The 20,851-nt window shown below is 62.8% G+C and carries 14 protein-coding genes; 11 read left to right on the top strand and 3 right to left on the bottom strand.

Features of this window, described 5'->3' with window-relative positions:
* Nucleotides 1-7: 7 nt before the first annotated feature.
* The 4 genes from Q0K02_RS06175 to Q0K02_RS06160 all read left to right on the top strand — a co-directional run bounded on the left by Q0K02_RS06175 (nucleotide 8) and on the right by Q0K02_RS06160 (nucleotide 5,856).
* Nucleotides 8-631, top strand: a complete 624-nt coding sequence (locus Q0K02_RS06175) for a hypothetical protein (RefSeq protein WP_294486162.1) — start codon at nucleotides 8-10, stop codon at nucleotides 629-631.
* Between the two features lie 948 nt (nucleotides 632-1,579).
* Complete coding sequence (locus Q0K02_RS06170; RefSeq protein ID WP_294486158.1) at nucleotides 1,580-2,890, top strand: outer membrane homotrimeric porin; 1,311 nt, start codon at nucleotides 1,580-1,582, stop codon at nucleotides 2,888-2,890.
* Between the two features lie 1,140 nt (nucleotides 2,891-4,030).
* Nucleotides 4,031-5,338, top strand: coding sequence for an outer membrane homotrimeric porin (locus Q0K02_RS06165; RefSeq protein ID WP_294486155.1), 1,308 nt, complete (start codon nucleotides 4,031-4,033; stop codon nucleotides 5,336-5,338).
* 236 nt (nucleotides 5,339-5,574) lie between these two features.
* On the top strand, nucleotides 5,575-5,856 hold the full coding sequence (locus Q0K02_RS06160) for a hypothetical protein (protein WP_294486152.1): 282 nt from the start codon (nucleotides 5,575-5,577) through the stop codon (nucleotides 5,854-5,856).
* A gap of 208 nt (nucleotides 5,857-6,064) precedes the next feature.
* Here Q0K02_RS06160 and Q0K02_RS06155 read toward each other — a convergent pair whose 3' ends face one another.
* On the bottom strand, nucleotides 6,065-7,039 hold the full coding sequence (locus Q0K02_RS06155; RefSeq protein ID WP_294486149.1) for a DMT family transporter: 975 nt from the start codon (nucleotides 7,037-7,039) through the stop codon (nucleotides 6,065-6,067).
* Nucleotides 7,040-7,191: 152 nt separating this feature from the next.
* On the opposite strand from Q0K02_RS06155, the gene Q0K02_RS06150 reads away from it, so the two are divergent.
* Entirely contained in the window at nucleotides 7,192-8,109 is a 918-nt protein-coding gene (locus Q0K02_RS06150) for a LysR family transcriptional regulator (protein WP_294486146.1), read from the top strand.
* Nucleotides 8,110-8,659: 550 nt separating this feature from the next.
* Here the strand turns inward: Q0K02_RS06150 and Q0K02_RS06145 are convergent.
* Nucleotides 8,660-9,547, bottom strand: coding sequence for a phosphodiester glycosidase family protein (locus Q0K02_RS06145; RefSeq protein WP_294486143.1), 888 nt, complete (start codon nucleotides 9,545-9,547; stop codon nucleotides 8,660-8,662).
* A gap of 736 nt (nucleotides 9,548-10,283) precedes the next feature.
* Between Q0K02_RS06145 and lysS the strand changes: the two genes are divergently transcribed.
* The 6 genes from lysS (at nucleotide 10,284) to Q0K02_RS06115 (ending at nucleotide 19,431) form a co-directional block, all read left to right on the top strand.
* Nucleotides 10,284-11,789 (top strand): lysine--tRNA ligase, encoded by a 1,506-nt coding sequence (lysS, locus tag Q0K02_RS06140; protein ID WP_294486317.1) that lies wholly within the window; start codon nucleotides 10,284-10,286, stop codon nucleotides 11,787-11,789.
* A gap of 55 nt (nucleotides 11,790-11,844) precedes the next feature.
* Nucleotides 11,845-13,089: a lipoprotein-releasing ABC transporter permease subunit gene (locus Q0K02_RS06135; protein WP_294486141.1), complete on the top strand. Its 1,245-nt coding sequence runs from the start codon at nucleotides 11,845-11,847 to the stop codon at nucleotides 13,087-13,089.
* Entirely contained in the window at nucleotides 13,082-13,804 is a 723-nt protein-coding gene (locus Q0K02_RS06130; protein WP_294486138.1) for an ABC transporter ATP-binding protein, read from the top strand. Before Q0K02_RS06135 ends, Q0K02_RS06130 begins: the two co-directional genes overlap by 8 nt.
* A complete protein-coding gene (gene bamA / locus Q0K02_RS06125) occupies nucleotides 13,785-16,475 on the top strand; it encodes an outer membrane protein assembly factor BamA (protein ID WP_294486136.1) in 2,691 nt (896 codons plus the stop codon). Before Q0K02_RS06130 ends, bamA begins: the two co-directional genes overlap by 20 nt.
* 718 nt (nucleotides 16,476-17,193) lie before the next feature.
* Nucleotides 17,194-17,838 carry an HAD-IIIA family hydrolase gene (locus Q0K02_RS06120; protein WP_294486133.1) on the top strand — a complete coding sequence of 215 codons (645 nt, stop codon included), beginning with the start codon at nucleotides 17,194-17,196 and terminating at the stop codon, nucleotides 17,836-17,838.
* Nucleotides 17,839-18,231: 393 nt separating this feature from the next.
* Nucleotides 18,232-19,431, top strand: a complete 1,200-nt coding sequence (locus tag Q0K02_RS06115; RefSeq protein ID WP_294486129.1) for an MFS transporter — start codon at nucleotides 18,232-18,234, stop codon at nucleotides 19,429-19,431.
* A gap of 105 nt (nucleotides 19,432-19,536) precedes the next feature.
* On the opposite strand, the gene Q0K02_RS06110 is transcribed toward Q0K02_RS06115, so the two are convergent.
* On the bottom strand, nucleotides 19,537-20,851 hold a 1,315-nt coding region (locus tag Q0K02_RS06110), incomplete at its 5' end, for an SbcC/MukB-like Walker B domain-containing protein (protein WP_294486124.1).

The raw sequence follows: 20,851 nt of genomic DNA, 5'->3' as shown, positions 1-20,851 counted from the left end.
AGGGAGTATGTTTGAAGGGTGGACGTCTCCGTTCGCGCAGGCGAACCGGCAGACCGAGGACAGAAATGCGGCGTGGAACGCGATACGGAACGATCCCGGTTCCGCCGCGCTGATTGCCGGGCTTTCCCTGCTCACGAACAACGACGGGAGCCGGAGTTTCGGGCAGCTTGCGGGGCGCGCGGGCTTCGATACCCTGGCAGGGCTGGGAAGCATGGAGGCGCAGCGGCAGGCGCAGGAACGGCAGGAAGCGCGGGACGCCGAGAGGTCTCAGTACCGCGACATGCAGATACAGGAAATGCAGGCCGGGCTGGACGAGCAGAACAGACGCCGCGACCTTCAGCAGCGCTTCGCCGCTGGAGACGAAACGGCGCTCAAGGCGCTGGATCCGCTGGCCTGGTGGAAGAACGAGCAGAAAAAGCAGCAGGCGGAGCAGTCTTTGCGCAACGCCATGACGCTTGCAGGGTACAGGGCGAAACTTGACGCCGGAAACGCGCCGCATCTTCGATACGTGAACGGCCTGGGCATGGTGGACAAGCGCACGGGGCTCGTCACGCCGCTGATGAATCAGAAGGGCGAGGTCGTTCTTTCTCCGAAGCAGCGCAAGCAGAGGGAAGAGGGGCCGCAGGGGTAATGCGGCGTGCGGGAAGGCGTCCTGCTGCGGACTCGCTGACTGTGCCTTCCCGATGACTTTGGAAAACGGCAAGTGGTGAAGTGCCGATGCGACCGGCGCGGTTCCCGCAGGCAAAAGCGGGCTTCCGCGCCGGTGTTTTTTTTGCCGCTGGCGGAAACGCCCGTCGCCCGCGGCGCAGCCGGGGCATGACGTTGATTGCGGCAGGGCGGGGCGGGGAGAGACGGGCGGCGGGCTTCCCTGCCTGCGGCCCTTTCCTGCCTCTTCCTGCGTCCTGCTTCATTTTCTCCTTCGTTCGGGCCCTTGTGCCTTGCCTCTCCGCCGACTTTCCCCCCGCGCCGCCTGAGCCTCGCCCTTGTGCCTCGCTCTGCGCCCTGTTTTTCTTCCATCCCCGGCGCGCCGTTCCGCCTGCCTCGCGCGCCCTCGCCGCGTCGCGCCTTGCTCCGTTTCCTTTCCCATCGCCTGAGCCGTACCGCCTGCCCGGATTCTTGCTTTCGTTGCCTTCTTCCTTCTTTTTTCCTGTCGGCGCTGCCACACCTCACCCTGTTTTCCCGTTCTCCGCATGGGGGGGCTGCCTCGCGTTTTCCCGAGCTCTCCGTTATCCCCCGCAGGCATCCTCTTTGCCCGATTGTCCCTGCCGCGGCGTCTCCTTCTGCGACCGGCGCTGCCTCTCCCATTCTCTTCCCGCCCCGCCTCGCGCTCCGTCTTTCCAGTGCCTTGCCCCCCTTGCACCATTTCCCTCCCGTCGTCCTGCGCCCCCTCGCCCCCGCGCCGACGTTGTGATTTTTATGTCGGAGCAGCGCCTTTTTTGACGTCCTGCTTGACAGAACACGAATGTATCGTTCATGCTGGCGCATTGTGTACGCTTCGCCATGGGGACGGCTTTCGGGCCGAAAGGCGGAGCGGCGTCGAACCAGCCGCATGCGCGGTCAAACTTTTGGAAAGAAGAGCATGAAAAAACTGACTACTCTCCTTCTCGCGGCGGGCCTGACGGCCACCGCCGCCTCTCCCGCTTCCGCCGTCGACGTCAAAGTGGACGGCCGCTATCAGTTCCAGTTTCAGACCGGTTCCGAAGGCTTCCACGGACAGAATACCGACTATGCGCTCCAGCGCGTGCGTCTTGGTCTGACCTTCATTGCCAGCGAGAACCTTTCCGGCTATTTCCAGCTTCAGGCCGGAACCTACGACTGGGGCTCCGACACCACCGGCAACAGCGTGGACGTAACCATGCGTCAGGCCTACATCGACTGGACCGTGCCGAGCACCGACATCAAGGTGCGCATGGGCCGTCACGCCTTTGATCTGCCCGCCTACGCGAGCGTTTCGTCCATGATTGCCGACCTCGTGGCCGACGGCGTGGTGGTTTCCGTGCCCTTTGCCGACCGCTACAACGTGACCGGCTTCTGGACCCGCATGGCGAGAGACGTCAACGGCGAGGGCGACGTGACCGACGTCAACGCGCCGAAGTATGATCTGTTCGGTCTGGTGGGCAACGCGTCCTTCGACGGCCTTACCGTGTCCCCGTGGGCGATCTACGGAGCCAAGGGCGACGCCACCTACGCGGACGGCACGCATTTCAGCCCGTCCAATCTGACCGATCAGGGCAACATCAGCGGACAGGGCCGGGCCGACATCGCGATTTTCGGCGCGGGCTTCGAGTGGAAACCCTTTGATCCCGTCACTCTGGCGCTCGATGCCGCCTACGGTTTCGTGAAGTACGACGAATCCGACGATCAGGAAGGCTGGTACGCCGTGGGCAAGGCCGCCTACGCCACGAGCTTCGGCGAACCCACTCTTCTGGCCTGGTACGCTTCCGGCGACAACCGGGGCCGCGACGAGAATTCCGGTCAGATTCCCATCATCTACGGCGACTTCAACGGCACGAGCACCTACTTCGACAACACCTTCGGTCCCGTGGGCGGCCATCGTTACAGCTTCGGCGGCACCTGGGGCGTGAGCGCGCAGATGAACGGCATGTCCTTCATCGACGGGCTGACCCACGATTTCAGCGTGACCTACTTTGCGGGCACGAACAACAAGTACAACGGCGGCTACGGCAGCGGCTACGACTACCTCACCACCGAGGATTCCGCCGTGGAATTCGATCTGCTCTCGACGTACGAGATCTACAAGAATCTGCACGCGGCGCTGGAACTTGCGTACATCATTGAGGATTTCGATACCAATCCCGCGCACGGACGCGGCAATGAGGATTTCAAGGACGACTGGCGCGCCGCGCTTCATTTTGAATACAAGTTCTAATTCGCCGATGAACGGTTGCGGCGTCCGGGCCGCATGAGCAAACGCGCGGGGGAAACTCCGCGCGTTTTTTCGTGGGCAGGCGGGGGGAGAGAAAACGGCGGGCAGGCGAGCGGGGGAAGGGGGGAGCGGAAGAGTCCGGGGCGAAGTGTGGGGAAATGTGAAGGAAGAGGAAAAAGCGGAGGAGCGAGCGCGGGGCGGGGGAGGAGGCGGGGGCTTGCGCCCCTGCGGAAAGCGGGGGCATGAACGTGAGTCCCTTGCGGGCAACGTTCGGCGAACGGCCGTCGCGTTGCGGAACATCCGGGGAAGCGGGCCGGAGCGGAAGCCGACGGGAAAATGGGGAGCGCCTTGCGGGCGATGACCTGCGGAACCTCGTCGCCGGAGCATCGCAGAAGCCGTGGACAGGCCGGGGCAAAAGCGGATTTCCGTCCACGCCTCCCCCTCTTGCGCCCGCCACCTCTTTCCCCGCGCCTCGCCTTTTCCTCCGCGCCGGGCGTTCCGGGAAGCCTCCGAATCTTTCCCGAGTCTCCCCGCAGGATTCTCTGCGCCGAAGGCCCTCCGCAACTTCCCGGGCTTTGTCTCGCTTTTTCATCCCCCCGCGCCTGCGTCGCCTTGTGCCTCGCTCTGTGCCCTGTTTTTCCCGCCCCGCGCCGTTCCGCCTCGGCCCCAGGTTGTCCTGCCTGCCTTTCCCCCCTCGCTCCCCGTTTTTCCCGCAGGCCTCCGCTTTGCCCGATGGTCCTTGCCGCGGTCTCTCTTTCTGCGACCGGCTTTGCCTCTCACGCGGTTTTCCCGCCCCTGCGCCCCGTCGCGCCGCGTGCTCATCCCCGCATGCCCCGCCCATCCTTGCCCGCTGCCTTTCCCTCGTCCTTCGTCTTTCGCGCCGGGCCCCGAGCCCCGTTTGACGAAAATCGTCGGCAGTCGCCGTGCGCGCAGTCAGAAGCCATGCGCGTTCAAGGTATTTAATAAAAATGAATTTCTTTTTCAATTAACTTGACAGGCGTACTATTTTGCGCAATTTTTGCCCTGCGTTTGGACGCTTCGCATCAGGGTCGGGCGAGAGCAAAGGTTGGGGACCGGAGACCGTTCCTGCGAAGCGGCGCAGGCAAGACCGCATGCCGCGGTCAAACATTCGGGAATGCGCGAATGAAAAAACTCATCACTCTTGTCCTGGCCGCCGGACTCGTCACGGCCGCCACCAGTCCCGCGTCCGCCGTCGACCTCAAAATGGACGGCGAATATCTCTTTCAATTCCAGAGCGGTTCCGAAGGGTTCCGCGGCCGCAACACCGACTATGCCGTGCAGCGCCTGCGCCTCGGCATGACCCTGACCGCCTCGGAACAGCTTTCCGGGTATTTTCAGCTTCAGGTCGGCGAGCACGACTGGGGTTCCGACACCACCGGAAACAACGAAGGCGTGTTCATGCGTCAGGCCTACATCGACTGGGTCGTGCCCGGCACCGAGGTGACCATCCGCATGGGCCGTCACGCCTTCGATCTGCCCGCCTACGCGAGCACCTCGACCATGATCGCCGATCTCGTGGGCGACGGCATTGTGGCGTCCGTGCCGCTCGGCGAACGCTACAACGTGACCGGCTTCTGGACCAGACTTGCGCGCGAAGCCAATGGACGCGGCGAAAAATCGGAAGTCAACGCGCCGAAGTACGATCTTTTCGGACTCGTGGGCACGGCGAAGTTCGACAGCTTCACGGCGTCGCCCTGGGCGATCTACGGCACGCGCGGCGATTTCGTGAACGAAGAGGGCGCGCGCTACAATCCCGACATCATGACCGAGCAGGGCAACCTCAGCGGTTCGGGCCGGGCCGACATGGCGATATTCGGCGCGGGCCTGGAGTGGAAACCCTTCGATCCCGTCACGCTGGCGCTCGATGCCGCCTACGGCCGCGTGGAATATTCCGCCTCGCCGGATCAGGAAGGCTGGTACGCGGTGGGCAAGGCGGCCTACGCCATGAGCTTCGGCGAGCCGACGCTGCTCGGCTGGTACTCCTCGGGCGACAAGAAGGGCCGCGCCATGAATTCCGGCCAGATACCCATCATTTACGGCGACTTCAACGGCACGAGCACGTATTTCAATGCGGCGTGGGGCATACTCGGCGGGCACAGAAGCAGTTTCGGCGGCACGTGGGGCGTGAGTGCGCAGCTGAACGGCGTATCGTTCATCGACGGACTGAACCACGATTTCAGCGTGACCTACTTTGCAGGCACGAACAACAAGCATAACGGCGCCTACGGCGACGGCTACGACTACCTCACCACCGAGGATTCCGCCGTGGAATTCAACATGCTTTCGACCTATGAAATCTATAAGAACCTGACGGCCGCCCTTGAACTGGCGTACATTGTCGAGGACTTCGACACCTCGGCCGCGCACGGACGCAGCGGTTCCTACAAGGACGACTGGCGCGCGGCGCTTCAGTTCCAGTACGCGTTTTAGATGCCCTGCCTGCTGAAGGCGGGCGGACGCATGGAGCGTTCGGGGTAAGGGACGCGCGGCCGTGATGCGGTCGCGCGTTTTGTCGTCTCCGGGGGATTTCCGCGGAAGGGGGCGTTGCGTCCTTGAAAGGAAAACTTTATACCACCACACGGCGCGCGCGTTCGCGCAGCCTGCGCGCAGTGCGGAAGGCGCGGCCCACAAGAGAGATCATCTGCGGAAAAAGAGGATGCTGAATTATGACCAAGGTATTGAATTCCATTAAACTTGTTCCGGTGCTGTTCGTGCTTGACCTGGCGGTGATGTACGCCTCGCTGACGCTGAGCGGACTTGCGCTGAACGTGCAGAATGTCGTCTTTCCCTTCACCTACTATTTTCCGGTGTTTCTGGGACTGAGCGTTCTTTACTTTGCGGTGCGCAATTTTTACACGGAGCTGAATTATTTCTTTTTTCTGAACGTGTTTCACTTTGTCGTGCTGAGCAAGGAACTTCCTGGCCTGCTCACGTTGATCACCGTGTAGCGCGATTTCGTCCGGCATCAGGTGCAGGACAAGGCGCGGAACGCTGAACCCGGCGACATGCTCCGGGCGGGCGTTCCGCGTTTTTTTTGCGGAAAAGGGGGGGGAGATGGTTCTTTGGTTTCTGCGTTAAAAAATGAGGCCCGTTTCTCAGCAGGGGGGAGGAGAAACGGGCCCTTTTCCGGCGGAGCCGGAAAACGTCGCAATCGACCTAGTGCCGTCTGTGCAGGAGGTGGCTGACGACAAAAGGACGCGCGGCGATGAGGGCTTCCCATGTGGGAATCATGGAAATAACCGAGGCCACAAGCATGAGCGCAATGCCGCACCACATGTTCACCGGAATTTTTTCGCCGAGCACGATCATGGCGAGAATGGGGGCCAGCACGGGCTTGAAGAAGAAGACGAGCGAGCCCTGCATGGCGGAAGTGGCTTCCATGCCCATGAAGTAGCAGGCGTAGCCGCCGGCGGTGACGAACACGCAGATGTAGAGGAAGTTCAGGATGTTGTGGGAAGTGTAGCCCGAGAAGAAGGGCATGTTGGCGAACATGGGCGCGCCGGCGGCCTGGAGGGCGTCGGCCACGGGCCCGATGTGGCTGATGAGCATGAGCACGATCATTTCGGCGCTGGCGGCGAGGCAGCTGAAGCAGGTGACGGCCACGCCGGAATACTGGGCGCACTGTTTTTTGCCGAGCACGGCGTAGAGGGCGAAGGTGGCGGCGGAGAGCAGCACGAGCACGATGCCCACCGGATCGGCGCTGGTGTGCAGCGGATCAATGATGATGATGGCGGCCACCACTTCGAGCACGAGGGCGGTGATGTGCTGGGGGCGGATGTCGGCGCGCAGGATGAGGTAGGCGAAGCCGAGCACGAGCACGGGATTGCAGCTGAACAGCACACTGACCACCGACGCCGGGGCGTAGAGGATGGACACCTGATAGAGCATCATGCTGACCACGAGGCCGACGAAGCCGAGTCCGGCGAAGCCTTTCCAGGCGGCGAGGGTAACGGTGGCGCCGTGCTGACGCAGGCCGCGCAGCGCGAAGGGAATGAGCAGCAGACCGCCGATGAGGAAACGGGTGCAGGTGAGCTGCATGGGATTGAAGTCGTTGGCCACGGTTTTCAGCGCGACTTCCATGGAGCTGAAGAACACGGTGGCGAGAAAGATGAAGATGTATCCGCGATTCATGGTAAGAGGTTCCTGCCCGGAGGGCCGTTCCCGGGGCGCGCGTGAACAGTACCGCGCTCCTGACATTTCTTGCCTATAGCAGGGGGCAATGATACGGTAAAATACTCATTTGATATGGTAGGTATATCAGAAGCGCATGCCAGGGGGGAAATGTGGAACTGAACTGGGAACTTTGCCGCATATTTTATCAGGTGGCGCGCTGTCGGAATTTCAGTCGTGCGGCGGCGATGCTGTTCACGAGTCAGCCTGCGGTGTCGCGATCGATGGCGGCGCTGGAGCGGGAGCTCGGGTGTCGTTTGTTCATACGCAACCGGCGCGGGGTGGAGCTCACGCCCGAGGGGCGGATTTTTTACGCGCATGTGGAAGCGGGCTGCGAGCAGTTCCGGCGGGGGCGCGAGGAACTGGCGCAGGCGGTGGGCTTGCAGTCGGGGAGCATAGCCATAGGGGCGAGCGAAACGGCGCTGCGGGGCTGGGTGCTGTCGCGACTGGAACGTTTTCACGCACTCTACCCGGGAGTGAAGCTGCGGATGTACGGAGGCACGTCGTTTGAGGCGATGGAGGAACTCAAGTCCGGAGCCATCGACTTTGCGGTGGCGGCGATTTCGGGCGGGGTGTTCCGCTCGCTGAAGGAAACGCGGCTGTGCGAGTTTCGGGACGTGTTTGTGGCGTCGGAGGCGTTCAGTGATTTGAAGGATCGCCCCGTGCCGCTGGAAGAAGTGATGCGTCATCCATTCATCTGCCACAGGCGCGGCACGCTGACGTTCGAGTTTCTGTCGGGAATCTGCAAGGAACACGGCTTGGACTTTGAACCGGCCATGGAACCCGAAACGTCGGATCTCGTGATCGACCTCGTCCGCCACGGCTTCGGCATCGGCTTCGTGCCGGAACAGGCCGCGGAAGAGGCGCTGCGCCGCGGCGACGTGTTCGCGCTGAACATCGCGGAAGACATCCCCCCGCGCAGCATCAGCCTCCTCGAATACGAAGGCCATACCCTCAGCCTCGCTGCCCGCCGCCTCCGCGACATGCTCACCGAAGACGCCTCCCTCCCCGATCCCCGCCCCGACGCGTAAAGGCAGGAAAGGCAGGAAAGGCATGCGGGGGAAATAATTCCCCCCGCGCCCCCCTGATTCTGCCTCCCGGCTTCGCCGGATCGGCAGGACAGGGTGAACGGGAAGATTATGCGCGGAGCAAGGGCGAAGGGGGGAGTGAAGGCCGGAAAGGCGATGCGGCGAGGCTTGGAAGTGCTTGGCAAACTCTGTTCGGTCTGCGGACGCAGTGCAGGCGTGTCCTGTCGGACCCGCCTGCGGTGGCCGACTCCTGTCCGGCCTGCGCCGGACAGTCGTGTCAAAGGAAAGGATTTCCAGATGTTGGGGGAGAGGAAACGTGAGGGGGGCAAAGGTAACCCGGAAGGTGTTCTTTCAACGCTCTGGGGCCCCGGGCGACGTCAGAAGCCCGGCCGACGGCAGGCAAGTAGCCGGAATTCACTTCCGGCGTTAAACGCAGCCGCCGTCGTGCAAGCAATGCAGACCGTATAGTGTGTCTTGCGCAAACGGGCGTGGGAGAGCGGAGCGCCGCGGAGGCAACAGAAGCTGCGGCGCGCTTGAGAGATGTGTTCTTTTATTAATGTTGGCGGCGTATGACGCCGAGGATGTTGGGCAGGGGAATGGCGTCACCGCGGGAGGAAAACATGTAGGATGCGGGCGACATGCCGTTCCAGAGCTGGAAGGATTCGGGCAGGCTGAGGAGCAGGGAGGCTTCGCTGCCGCCTTCCACGTACATGGCACTGTTGAGATTGAGATCGGTGTGAGCCTTGAGGGCTTCCACAAAGTCGTGGACGGAGGCGGGATCGGAGCAGTGGAGGAACAGAATGCGGCCGTTCATGTCTTCGGCAATGGCGGCAATGGCGTGTTCCGGGCCTTTGGCGGGCCATATCTGCTGCGAGTCGGGGCCCATGAGGCGGAAGTTCTGCACCACGATGTCGTAGCGGGGCAGCAGGTTCTGCCAGTCGTCCACGCTGCGGTCGAGCACGGCGGCGCGGGGCAGTCCGTTTTCTCTGGGGCCGGCCACGAAGAAAGCGCCGTAGCGGCTCACGATGCGGCTGTTGTTGGTGCGCTCGCCGCTGCGCATGTAGCCGGTGGAGGTCTGTCCGTCCTTGAGGTACATGCTGGCGTTGATGGCCGCCGTGAGCGCCTTGCTGGCGGCCCACTCGCGCATGGTGGGAATGCTTTGCCCCTCCCAGCGGGAGCTGAACAGGCGGAAATCGTATTCGTCGGTATCGAAGCGGAGCACCCGAATCACGATGCGACGGGAAAATTCGTCGCCCTTGTCTTCCACATAGGCCAGCCTTGCCATGTCCAGCCCCTTTTCCGGACTGAGCCAGACAATCGCGTCGCCCGGGAGCGTAAGGGCAGGCTCGGGTTCTTCCGCGCCGAGCATGGCCGGAAACACGAGCAGAAGCAGAGCGAAGGCTATGGTTCGCAGGGTGTCCATGCCCCTGTTGTAAGCCACTCGCTCCCGATGGGCAAGAAAAACCCTGCACGTCTGCCCGCAACCGGGGAATTATTCCGTCATTCCGGCGTGTTGCGGCGCGACTTTTGGCTTCGCTCATCGCCCGCATGCCCCGGAGAAAAACAATCGGCCCCGTGCTTCTCCCCGGCGCTGAGGCCGGGCGCGCGTTTTTCCCCACGCGCAGCCGTGGGGGCCGCGCGTTTTCTGGCGGCATGTGACTCGGGAAGGCGTTTCCGAACGGCGTGAACGTCTTCTCTGAGTTCTGTCGAGTCCCCCCCCCCCCGCAGGGTGGACGCCTGCACGTCAGCTTTCTTCAACAGGGGCAGAACTTCGCGCGGCGCAGGGCAATTTCCTGTGCCGCAGCGTCTTCCGGGTGGTGGCGCGGAGTTCTGCGCGCATTTTCCCGCCGCAGGGAATCGGAGAGGCGGCAGCGCAGTCCCGCGGCGGCAGGGGAACCTCTCTCCGTTTTTCCCCCTTGCCGCGGGGGATGCGGCGCACGGCCCGGTGCGGAGCGCGGCACTTGACGACCGGGCGTATTTGTCCTACGCCCATATTTTTACGGCGCCGGAAAGCGAGTCTTTCGTTGCGGCCTTTTCAGGAGGCTGAGCGCTGCCGAATACATGCAAGAGGGCAGAGCCCCTGCCAGATAACGGAGTGTCTTTTGGAAGCACAGAAGAAAGCCCGCAAGCCCATCAAGCTTGCCACGAAGTCGGAACATGCGGCCTATTTCATGCCCATGCTGGAGAATTTCGCCGATCACGGCGAACTGAACGAAGTTGTAAAGAACTGCGTGGGCAAGGCCTGCGATCTTCTGGATGCGGGCATTCCGCTGTATCCCAACGATTTCAAGCGAAAGCAGAACGCCGGAGACGTGTGCGCGGCCTACGCCGACATGAGCGGCGAGGAGCTTGAGGCGCTGAACGAGGAATTTGCCATTGCCGGACGCATGATGTCGTCGCGTTCCTTCGGCAAGGTGATTTTCTTCCACGTCATGGATCGCAGCGGCCGCATTCAGTGCTACGCCGAAAAGAGCGTGCTCGGCGACGAAGCGTTTTCGGCCTTCAAGAAGCTCGACGTGGGCGACATCGTGGGCGTGACAGGTCATCTCTTCCGCACCAAGACCGGCGAACTCACCCTGCGCTGCACGAGCGTGCGTCTGCTCAGCAAGTCGTTCCGCGCGCTGCCCGACAAGCACAGCGGTCTCACCGACGTGGAATCCCGCTATCGTCAGCGCTACGTCGATCTGGTGATGAATCCCCGCACGCGCGAGATATTCCGCAAGCGTTCGCTCATCGTGCGCGAGTTCCGCCGCTTCATGGAAGAGCGCGGCTTCATGGAAGTGGAAACCCCCATGCTGCACGCTCTGGCGGGCGGCGCGGCGGCCAAGCCCTTCGTGACGCATCACAACGCGCTCGACATCGATCTTTATATGCGCATCGCGCCCGAGCTCTATCTCAAGCGCCTCATCGTGGGCGGCCTGGAACGCGTGTTCGAGATCAACCGCTGCTTCCGCAACGAGGGCATCGACACCCGTCACAATCCCGAGTTCACCACCTGCGAGTTCTACTGGTCCTACGCCACGTTCGAGGATCTCATGGACCTCACCGAGGAACTTTTCGCGCACATCGCCACGAAGGTGTGCGGCAGCCCGGTGATCACCTATCAGGGAAAGGAAGTGGATCTCACCCCCGGCCGCTGGGCGCGCATGACCTATCACGAGGCGCTCGAAAAGGTGGGCGGTCACAGGCCCGAGTTCTACAACGACATGGAGGCCGTGCGCGCCTATCTCACCTCGCGCGGGGAAAAGTTCATGGAAAGCGAGGGAATAGGCAAGCTTCAGTCCCGTCTTTTCGACCTTGACGTGGAAGAAAAGCTCGTTCAGCCCACCTTCATTTATGCCTATCCTGCGGAAATTTCTCCGCTGGCCCGCCGCAACGACAAGAATCCCGACATCACCGACCGCTTTGAGATCTTCATCTGCGGCTGCGAATACGGCAACGCCTTCTCCGAGCTCAACGACCCCGTGGATCAGCGTCTGCGCTTCGAGGCGCAGGTGGAAGCCAAGGCCGCCGGCGACGACGAAGCCTGCCCGCTCGACAACGACTATCTGCGCGCCCTTGAATACGGCATGCCGCCCACCGCGGGCGAAGGCGTGGGCATCGACCGTCTGACCATGCTGCTTACCGACGAATCCACCATCCGCGAGGTGCTGCTCTTCCCGCTGCTGCGCCCCGAGGTGTAGTCTTTCGGGAACAACGCCCCGGCGCTTCGCCGGGGCTTCCATGAAAGGGGAATCTATGTCGTATTCGCTGTTCATTGCTTCGCGGTATCTCACTTCGCGCAGCAAGCGCACGTTCATTTCCATCATTTCGTTCATGTCGGTGCTCGGCGTGGCCATCGGCGTGGCGGCGCTCGTCATTGTCATGAGCGTGTACAACGGCGTTACCGAGGAAATGCGCGAGAAGATTCTCGGCGCGAATCCGCACGTCATGGTCATGGCCACGCAGGCCGGAGCCTTCGGGCCCGAGGCGGCCAGGGGCGAAGGCGAGGTGATCGAGCGCATACGCGAGACTCCGGGCGTGGTGTCGGCCACGCCGTTTCTGTACGCCGAAGTGCTGCTTTCCACGCCGCAGGGTGCCACCGGTCTGGTGGTGCGCGGCATTGATCCCGTGTCGGCGGGCGAGTCCATGCCGCTTCTGCATCATCTGGAGAGCGGCAGCGTCGAGGATCTCGTGCGCGAGTCCGGCCCCGCAGGCATGATCGTGGGTCACGATCTGGCGCGGCGCTTCAATCTGCGCGTGGGCAGCAGGGTGAACCTCATGTCTCCGGCAGGGCAGCGCACCACGGCGGGCTTTGTGCCCAAGCTGCGCTCGTTCCGGGTGGTGGGCGTGTTCAAGTCCGGCATGTCGGATTTCGACAGCCGCCTCGCCTATGTTTCCCTGGGCGCGGCGCAGGAGCTCATGGGCTATCCCGACGGGCACGTCTCCGGCGTGGAAGCCTTCGTGAAGAATCCCTACGACGCCCGCGACATCGCCAGGGACGTGGCCGAACGCCTCGGCCCTCCCTTCTATTCCCGCAACTGGATCGACATGAACGCCAATCTTTTTGCGGCGCTTCAGCTTGAGCGCTTCGGCATGTTCATCGTGCTGCTCATGGTCATTTTGGTGGGCTCGTTTTCCATCATCACGTCGCTGGTCATGCTGGTCATGGAAAAGACCAAGGATATCGCCATATTGATGTCCATGGGAGCCACGGCGGCGGGCGTGCGGCGCATCTTCATGTTTCAGGGAGCCATCATCGGGGCTGTTGGCACATCCATAGGTTATGTGCTAGGAATCGTGCTGGCGCTGCTCCTCAAGAAGTATCAGTTCATCGAGCTGCCTCCCGGCGTGTACATGATGGACACCCTGCCGGTCATCATCGACCCGGTGGATCTTCTTGTCATCGGAGCGGTGTCCATGCTGCTGTGTTTCGTGGCCACCATCTATCCCGCCAGGCAGGCGGCCCGTCTCGTGCCTGCCGAGGCCCTTCGCTATGAATAACGACGTTCTCGCTCCCATCGACTTTTCGGATCATCCGCTCTACCAGGTGCGCCACGCGCAGAAAACCGTGGAGAGCCCGGCCGGCGAACTGACCATTCTGCGCGACGTGAGTTTCGACGTGAAGGCGGGCGAGGCGCTGGCCATCGTGGGCTCGTCGGGATCGGGCAAGTCCACGCTGCTGCACATTCTGGGCACGCTCGACCGCGCCACCGGCGGCAGCGTGCTTTTCGAGGGGCGCGATCTTTCGGCGCTCACCCCGCAGGAAGCGGCGCAGTTCCGCAATCGGGAACTGGGCTTCGTGTTTCAGTTTCATCATCTGCTGCCGGAGTTCACCACGGTGGAAAACGTGGCCATGCAGGCCATCATTGCGGGCATGCCGCGGCGCGAGGCGCTGGAACGCGCCGCCGAAGCGCTGGAACGGGTGGGGCTTGCCGAACGGCTGAACCATCACGTGACCACGCTTTCGGGGGGCGAGCGACAGCGCGCGGCCATAGCGCGGGCCACGCTTTTGTGCCCCAAGGTGCTGCTGGCCGACGAGCCCACCGGCAATCTGGATGAAAAAACGGGCGCCCGCGTGGCGGACGTGCTGAAACAACTCAATCGCGACATGGGCATGACCCTTGTCATCGTGACGCATAACCGGGAACTTGCGGACAATATGGACCGCAGCCTTGAACTGAGATCGGGAGAGCTCTATGCGCAAGATTCTTTCTAGTCTGGCCTGTGCCGTGGCCTGCCTTGTTGTGTGGGCGGGCCTTGCGGACGCGGCCCAAACCCGTGTGCTGGTGTTGCCTTTCGCCGTCAATGCTCCGTCGGCGCAGGCGCAGCTTGCCCGAGATCTGCCCTCGCTGGTGCGTCAGGGATTCGAGGCGCGCGGCATAGCGGTCATACCCACGTCGGCGTCGGACAAGAGCGCGTCGTCCACGGTGGCGAGCGCCAAGCAGCGCGCGCGTTCGGCGCGGGCGGGCTATGCCGTGTACGGCAGCCTGAGTCAGGTCGGCGAACATTTCAGTCTCGACATGCAGCTTGTGCCTGCCTCGGCGTCGGGTTCGCGGGCGTATCACATGGAAGGGGCCAGTCTTCTTGAGCTTCAGCCTGCGGTGAACAGCCTTGTGGGCCAGATGGTGATTGATCTGGATTCCGCCTCTCCTGTGCGCACGGCGGCGAAGGCGTCGCGCGGCGGCATTGCGGACATTCAGGTGCGCGGCCTCAAGTTCATCGACAAGGACAGAGTGCTTGTGCGCGTAGGCTCCCGCACGGGCGATCCCGTGGACGAGGATCGCGTGGACGAAGACGTGCGCAACATCTGGGATCTGGGCTACTTCAACGACGTGAGCGCCGACGTGGAAAACACGGGCGCCGGCCCTGTGCTGGTGTTCACGGTGGTGGAGAAGCCGCGCATTGAAGAGGTGCGCGTGGAAGGCTCGGAAGCGGTGAAGATAGGCGACATTACCGAAGCGATGTCCACGCACACCGACTCCGTGCTCAATGAGAAGGTGCTTGCGGACGACCTGCAGAAGGTGACCGATCTTTATCACAAGCAGGGCTTTTACCTGGCGCAGGTGACCTACGAAGTGCAGCCGCGCGCCGACGGCGCAGCCGCGGTGCTGGTGCTGCACGTGAACGAAGGCAGCAAGCTCTATATTAAGGAAGTGGCCATCGAGGGCCTCAAGGAAATTTCTCCCGACGACGTGAAGGACTTCCTTTCTCTGAAGGAGCGCGGCCTGCTTTCGTGGTTCACGGGCACGGGCGTGCTCAAGGACGATCTGCTGGAACGCGACTCGCAGGCCATCCGCGCGTACTTCATGAAGCACGGCTACGTGGACGGTCAGGTGGCGGCCCCCGAAGTGCAGTATGACGACGACGGCATCCGGGTGATCTTCCGGGTGCGCGAGGGCGTGCATTACAAGGTGGGCGACGTGATTCTTCAGGGCGATCTCATCGACACGGAAGACCGTATCCGCGAGCAGATCACCATGGACGAACATCAGGCCGCAGGCGACTATTTCGACGTGGAAGTGCTTCAGAACGACGTGAAGGCGCTCACGGACTTTTACAGCGACTACGGCTACGCCTTTGCGAACATCGATGTGGATCCGCGTCCGCGTCCGGAAGCGGGCGTGGTGGACGTGGTGTACACGGTGAAGCCCGGGGAACGTCAGTACATCCGCCGCGTGGAGGTGGAAGGCAACGACCGCACCCGCGACAACGTCATCCTGCGTGAAATGCGTCTGGCCGACGGACAGCAGTTCAGCGGCGCAAAGATGCGTCGTTCTGCGCAGCGCCTGGAAAAGACCAGATATTTCAGTGAAGTGAATCCCACGGTGGTGCCCACGGGCACGCCCGGCGAAGTGGATTTGAAAATGGGCGTGAAGGAAACCGAAACCGGCGTGGTGAGCGTGGGCTTCGGCTACTCCACCTACGACAAGTTCGGCGTGATGGCGTCCATCACGGAGAACAACCTGTTCGGACGCGGCTACACGCTGGGTCTGTCGGCGTACACGTCGGCGAGCGAGCGCTACCTTGAAGCGTCCTTCGTGAACCCGCGCGTGTTCGACACCTACTGGGGCTTCTCCATCAGCCCGTACACCATCGACGAGGAATGGTCGTACTTCTACAAGCGTTCCACGGGTGTGCGTCTCGGCCTGTTCCATCCCATCGGTGAATACACGAACGTGCATTTCGGCTACAAGTTCGAGCGTTACAACCTGTATCACATGTCGGACAACGCTTCGCAGATCATTCAGGCGTACCGCGGCAAACACTGGGCGAGCACGGTGTCCATGGGCATTTCTCGCGACACCACCAACCGCGCGACGTTCCCCACGGAAGGCACGCGCGTGTCTCTGAACATGCAGTACGGCGGCCCCTGGACCGGCAGCGACGACAGCTTCTTCAAGCCGATTCTCGAAGCGGGCTTCTACTACGGCCTGAACGACACCAACATTCTGCACGTGCGCGGTCGCGTGGGCGCGGTGTACAAGGCCGACGACGACAAGACCATCCCCGTGTTCGAGCGCTTCTGGATAGGCGGCATCCGCAGCATCCGCGGCTACTCCTACGACGACATCTCGCCGCGGGATCCGAGAACGGGTGAAACCATCGGTTCCGACCGCATGGGCTACGCGAACTTTGAATACATCTGGGTGGTGAAGCCTGATCTGGGCCTGGCCTTCGTGCCGTTCTACGACATCGGCTTCAACACGGACAGCGCGCAGACGTCGAGCGTGTTCGACAAGGTGTATTCGTCTGCGGGTCTGGAAGTGCGCTGGCGCTCGCCGATGGGCGATCTGCGCTTTGCCTACGGCTATCCGCTTTCCGAGAACGCGGACGGCACCAGACGCCACAGCGGCCGGTTTGAGTTCTCGATGGGTCAGGCCTTCTAGGCCGTATCCTTCGGGGCGAGCGGCGGACGCTTTTTGCGCCGCGATTGCCGCATGACTATCAAGGGGGGAGGGGCAACCTTCCCCCTTTTGCGTAGAGCGGCGGAACGGGGATGGCGACGCCGCAGAACCGGTGAGGCAGCGAGCACCCCAAACGGCGGAAGGTGCAGCGCTCTGCTTTGCTTTTCCTCCCGGAAAAGAGCGGGGCGTCCGGGAAGAGCAGGGCGGCGGGGGAAAGCTCCCGTGCCCGTCAGCCCCCCGGCGGAACCCGGAACCGGTGTCCCGTGATTTCGCACCCCGGGCTTTGAGCGCTTCGTCGTTGTGCGCGCATCCCGTGCCGACCGGTGTTTTCCCGGCGCTCGCCCGACGCCGGGCCTGCCCGGTGGGGAATGCCCGTTCCGTTCGACCGCCGCGCGCCCTTACCTGCCACCCCGTGAGCTTGCACCACGGGCTTTGGATGTCGTTCCGTCCTTCCGGTGCAGGACGCCCGCGCCCCGAAACGGACGCAACGCGCGCCGGACGTGTCCCGAATCTGGACGCGCGGAGCTTCCGCACTCTGAGTCCGGGCGTCGCCCCCGGTTTTGGATGTCGTTCCGTCCCGCGGAGCGCCGCCGTTTTCCCCGAATGTCGCCCCTTCCCGCGGCGCGTTCACATTTTCCGGGCTTCGGCCCCCCAAAAAAACGTTTTTCACTCCAACCCGCGCCCCGCGCACAGAGTTTCCATGAAATACGATGCCATTATTTTTGATCTGGACGGCACGCTGCTCGACACGCTCGAAGACCTTGCCGACGCCGTAAACCACGCCCTGTCCGGCTGCACGACTGTCCGCCGCAGCATGGACGAAGTGCGCTCCTTCGTGGGCAACGGCGTGCGCACTCTCATGATCCGCTCCCTGCCCGGCGGCGAGGAGAGCCCGTACTTTGAACAGGCCTTTGCGTCCTTCCGCGAATACTACGCCGCCCATTGCCGCGATCATACCCGCGCCTATCCGCAGATTCCGGAACTGCTGAACGAACTTTCCGCGCGCGGCCTGAAACTCGGCATCGTGTCCAACAAGTCCGACAGAGAGGTCAAGGAACTGAATCGCGCCTTCTTCGGCGGCCTCTTTCCCGCCGCCCTCGGCGAGCGCCCCGGCGTGCGCCGCAAGCCCGAACCCGACAGCCTCCTCGAAGCCATGAAGGAACTTTGCGTCGATAAAAGCCGCACCCTCTACGTCGGCGACTCCGACGTCGATATCCGTACCGCCGCCAACGCCGGCGTCCCCTGCGTCTCCGTCACCTGGGGCTTCCGCACCGAAGACTTCCTCCGCTCCTCCGGCGCCTCCACCGTCATCCACTCCCCCCTCGAACTCCTTGATTTGATTTAGAGGAAGGGGACCAGACAAGAGCACTCGGGGCGCTGCCCCGAACCCTGCCGGGGGAGATAATCTCCCCCGGGCCCCCATGATTCCGCCGACGGCTGCGCCCTCGGCGGGTGACTGCGGATGCCGGGGTACTTGGCAGGCGCTGTTCGGTCTGCGGACTCAGTGCAGGTGTGCGCTGCTGCGCCCACCTGCGGTGGCCGACTCCTGTCCGACAAATGTCGGACAGTCGTGTCAAAGGAAGGGATTTCCAGATAGTTGGGGGGGGGAGAACATTAACAGGCTGCATACGACGGAGCAGGGGCCTTCGCTCCGACTTTACGCAGACGGAGAAAACATGGTATCAGACACAAAGGAACCTTTTCCGCTCTGCGCGGTCATTTTTCCGGAGTGCGTACCATGAAGCAAAACGACGGAAATCCGAAACCGATCCTCGGGCAAAAGCTCTTCACCAGAAATTTCGTTCTGATCTGTCTGGCCAATCTCTGCACCTGCATGGCGGGCTATTCCATTATGCCCGTGCTGCCGCTCTATCTCATGGACGTACTGCACTGTCAGAAATCCGTCATGGGCGTGGCCATGGCCGTATTTCCTCTGGTGGCATTGTTGTTCCGGCCGTTTTCCGGCGTCATTGCCGACAGGTTCGACAGACGGCACGTTCTTATTTTCTCCACGCTTTCCTGTGTGGTATGCTTTCCGCTCTGCCTTGTGGCTTCGGGCGTGCTGGTCTTCATGCTTGTCCGCTTCACGCACGGCCTGGTCTTTTCCTCCATGACCACCTCGCAGGCCACGCTTGCCGTGGACTTCATGCCCGAAGGCAAAATGGGCACAGGCATCGGCATTTTCAGCAGCACCGTGTCGCTCGGCATGATCTTCGGCCCCATGCTCGGCCTCTCCGCGGCCGCCTTTTCCTATGCCGCCGCCTTCTGGGTTCCGGCGGGATTCGCGTTCGCGGGAGCCGTGTTTCAAATGCTTCTGCGTCCGCGAAAGCAAATCGTCATACGGCAAAAGAAGCTCTCGCCCGACATGTTCTTCATGAAGGAAGGCACATTCGCCCTTCTCGCGCTGCTCATCGCCTCCTTCATGCAGGGCATGATTACCAACTACCTTTCCGTGCTTGCCAGAGAAAACGGCCTTGCCGACTACGCCAGCCTCTATTTCCTGTTCATGGGCCTGGGGCTCATGGGCAGCCGACTCTTTTCCGGCTACATCGTCGATCACGGCTTCATTGCGCAGCTTATCTGCTTCTCTGAGCTCGCCACCCTGGGCGGAGCCATGCTGCTTTCCTGCACCGCGTCGCCCATAGTGTTCGTGCTCTGCGGCACGTGGCTCGGCATCTCGCTGGGCGCGCTCATGCCGAGCTTTCAGACCATTCTCATGTCCCTTGCCGACAAGTCCCGTCGCGGCGTGGCAAGTTCCATGTACTTCATCGGCATGGACGGCGGCCTCTTCCTCGCCCTGTTGAGCGGCGGCGTCATTGCCGACGCCCTGGGCATGGACGCCGCCTATCGCGTGGGCGCGCTGGGACAGCTCGCCTCCCTCGCCATCTTCCTGAAATTCGTTCTTCCCCAGCTGCGTCGCCGCAATGCACACGTTTGACGAGCGCCCGCACTCCCGCCCCGCCGAGGGCGAAGCCTGAGGCGGAAACAGGGGGGCGCGGGGGGAATTATTTCCCCCGCATGCCTTTCCTGTCTTTCCTGCCTTTCACACCCGGGAGACGCCGGGGCCGGAGAGGGCGCTTTTGCCGTTGCCGAGGGGGGAGACCTGGATTTGGAGGGAGACGCGGTCGCGGACGGCCTGGACGTGTGAGATGATGCCTATCATTTTTCCTTTTTGTCTCAGGGAAGCGAGCATATCGAGGGCGGTGCCGAGGGCTTCTTCGTCGAGGGTGCCGAAGCCTTCATCGAGGAAGACGGAGTCCACGCGGACGTTGCGGCTGGCCATTTGTGCGAGTCCGAGGGCGAGGGCGAGGCTGACGATGAAGCTTTCGCCGCCGGAGAGGTTGCGGGAGGAGCGCACGGCGTCGGCCTGGTAGCGGTCGATGACGTTGAGGGTGAGGGCTTCGGTTTTGCTGTGGACGAGCAGGTAGCGGTCGGTCATGAAGGCGAGCTGCCGGTTGGCCATGATGATGAGTCGGCGGAAGGTGAGTTCCTGGGCGTAGTTGCGGAATTTTTTTCCGTCGGCGGAGCCGATGAGCGCATTGAGGGCGTTCCAGCGGCGGCAGGTGTCGGCCTGTTTTTTGAGCTGGCCGGTCAGTTCGGCGGCCTGCGATTTGCGTTCCGCGTTGGCGCTGAGCCGTTCCTGAAGGCTGCCGAGGGTGCGCAGGGCGTTTTCGCGTTCGGCGCGGGTTTCGGCGAGGGCCTGTTCGGTGGCGTCGCGGGGCGGCAGGGGCAGGCGCTGTTCGGCGCGCTTGCGGGCAAGGTCCTTTTGGCGGGCGTCGAGAGCGGCGGCGCGTTTGGCGAGATGGTCGCGTTCGCTCGCAAGCTCGTCCATCGCCTCTTTGGAAAGCAGGGCCGCGCGGCAGGCCTGCTCGTCGGCAAAGCGTTCGGCGGCGAGGTGTTTTTCGAGGGCGGCTTCCATGTCGCGCAGGGCCGAGGCGCGCTGAGTCAGGCGCTCGGCAAGGGCGGCGGCGTCGCTGCGGCTGCGGGCCAGCGCGCGGGAGGCGTCGTCGAGGCTTCCGCGCAGAGCTTCTTCCTGTTTTTCCAGTTCTTGCAGACGGTTGCGGGCTGCCTGCTCTTCGTTGTCCACGCTGCGCAGGCCGAAGAGGGCGCGGCGTGCGGATTCGAGGGAGGCGAGGGCGGACGCGAGGCGGTTGCGGTTTTCCTGCGCGCTGTCGTGTTCGGCGATCGCCGAGTTCAGGGCCTGGGCTCTCACGTCGATGAGGCGCGTCTGTTCGGCAAGCGCGTTGCGCGCTTCCACTTCGCGGGCGAGCAGATCGGCGTAGCGGCGGCGGCGTTCGGCAAGAAGATTCACGGCCTCGCGAAGCGTCGCGGGGGCTTCGTCTGCGCGCCGGAAGGCG

Origin of the sequence: uncultured Mailhella sp. (assembly GCF_944324995.1) — a bacterium.
Classification (GTDB): domain Bacteria; phylum Desulfobacterota; class Desulfovibrionia; order Desulfovibrionales; family Desulfovibrionaceae; genus Mailhella.
This window is presented reverse-complemented; position numbering and strand designations above follow the sequence as displayed.

Bases quoted from the DNA above. Each gene is read 5' to 3' on its own strand.
- Q0K02_RS06155 (WP_294486149.1), bottom strand. From the start codon at position 7,039: ATGAATCGCGGATACATCTTCATCTTTCTCGCCACCGTGTTCTTCAGC.
- Q0K02_RS06165 (WP_294486155.1), top strand. From the start codon at position 4,031: ATGAAAAAACTCATCACTCTTGTCCTGGCCGCCGGACTCGTCACGGCC.
- bamA (WP_294486136.1), top strand. From the start codon at position 13,785: ATGCGCAAGATTCTTTCTAGTCTGGCCTGTGCCGTGGCCTGCCTTGTT.
- Q0K02_RS06170 (WP_294486158.1), top strand. From the start codon at position 1,580: ATGAAAAAACTGACTACTCTCCTTCTCGCGGCGGGCCTGACGGCCACC.
- Q0K02_RS06160 (WP_294486152.1), top strand. From the start codon at position 5,575: ATGACCAAGGTATTGAATTCCATTAAACTTGTTCCGGTGCTGTTCGTG.
- Q0K02_RS06115 (WP_294486129.1), top strand. From the start codon at position 18,232: ATGAAGCAAAACGACGGAAATCCGAAACCGATCCTCGGGCAAAAGCTC.
- Q0K02_RS06175 (WP_294486162.1), top strand. From the start codon at position 8: ATGTTTGAAGGGTGGACGTCTCCGTTCGCGCAGGCGAACCGGCAGACC.
- Q0K02_RS06130 (WP_294486138.1), top strand. From the start codon at position 13,082: ATGAATAACGACGTTCTCGCTCCCATCGACTTTTCGGATCATCCGCTC.
- Q0K02_RS06120 (WP_294486133.1), top strand. From the start codon at position 17,194: ATGAAATACGATGCCATTATTTTTGATCTGGACGGCACGCTGCTCGAC.
- lysS (WP_294486317.1), top strand. From the start codon at position 10,284: ATGCTGGAGAATTTCGCCGATCACGGCGAACTGAACGAAGTTGTAAAG.
- Q0K02_RS06135 (WP_294486141.1), top strand. From the start codon at position 11,845: ATGTCGTATTCGCTGTTCATTGCTTCGCGGTATCTCACTTCGCGCAGC.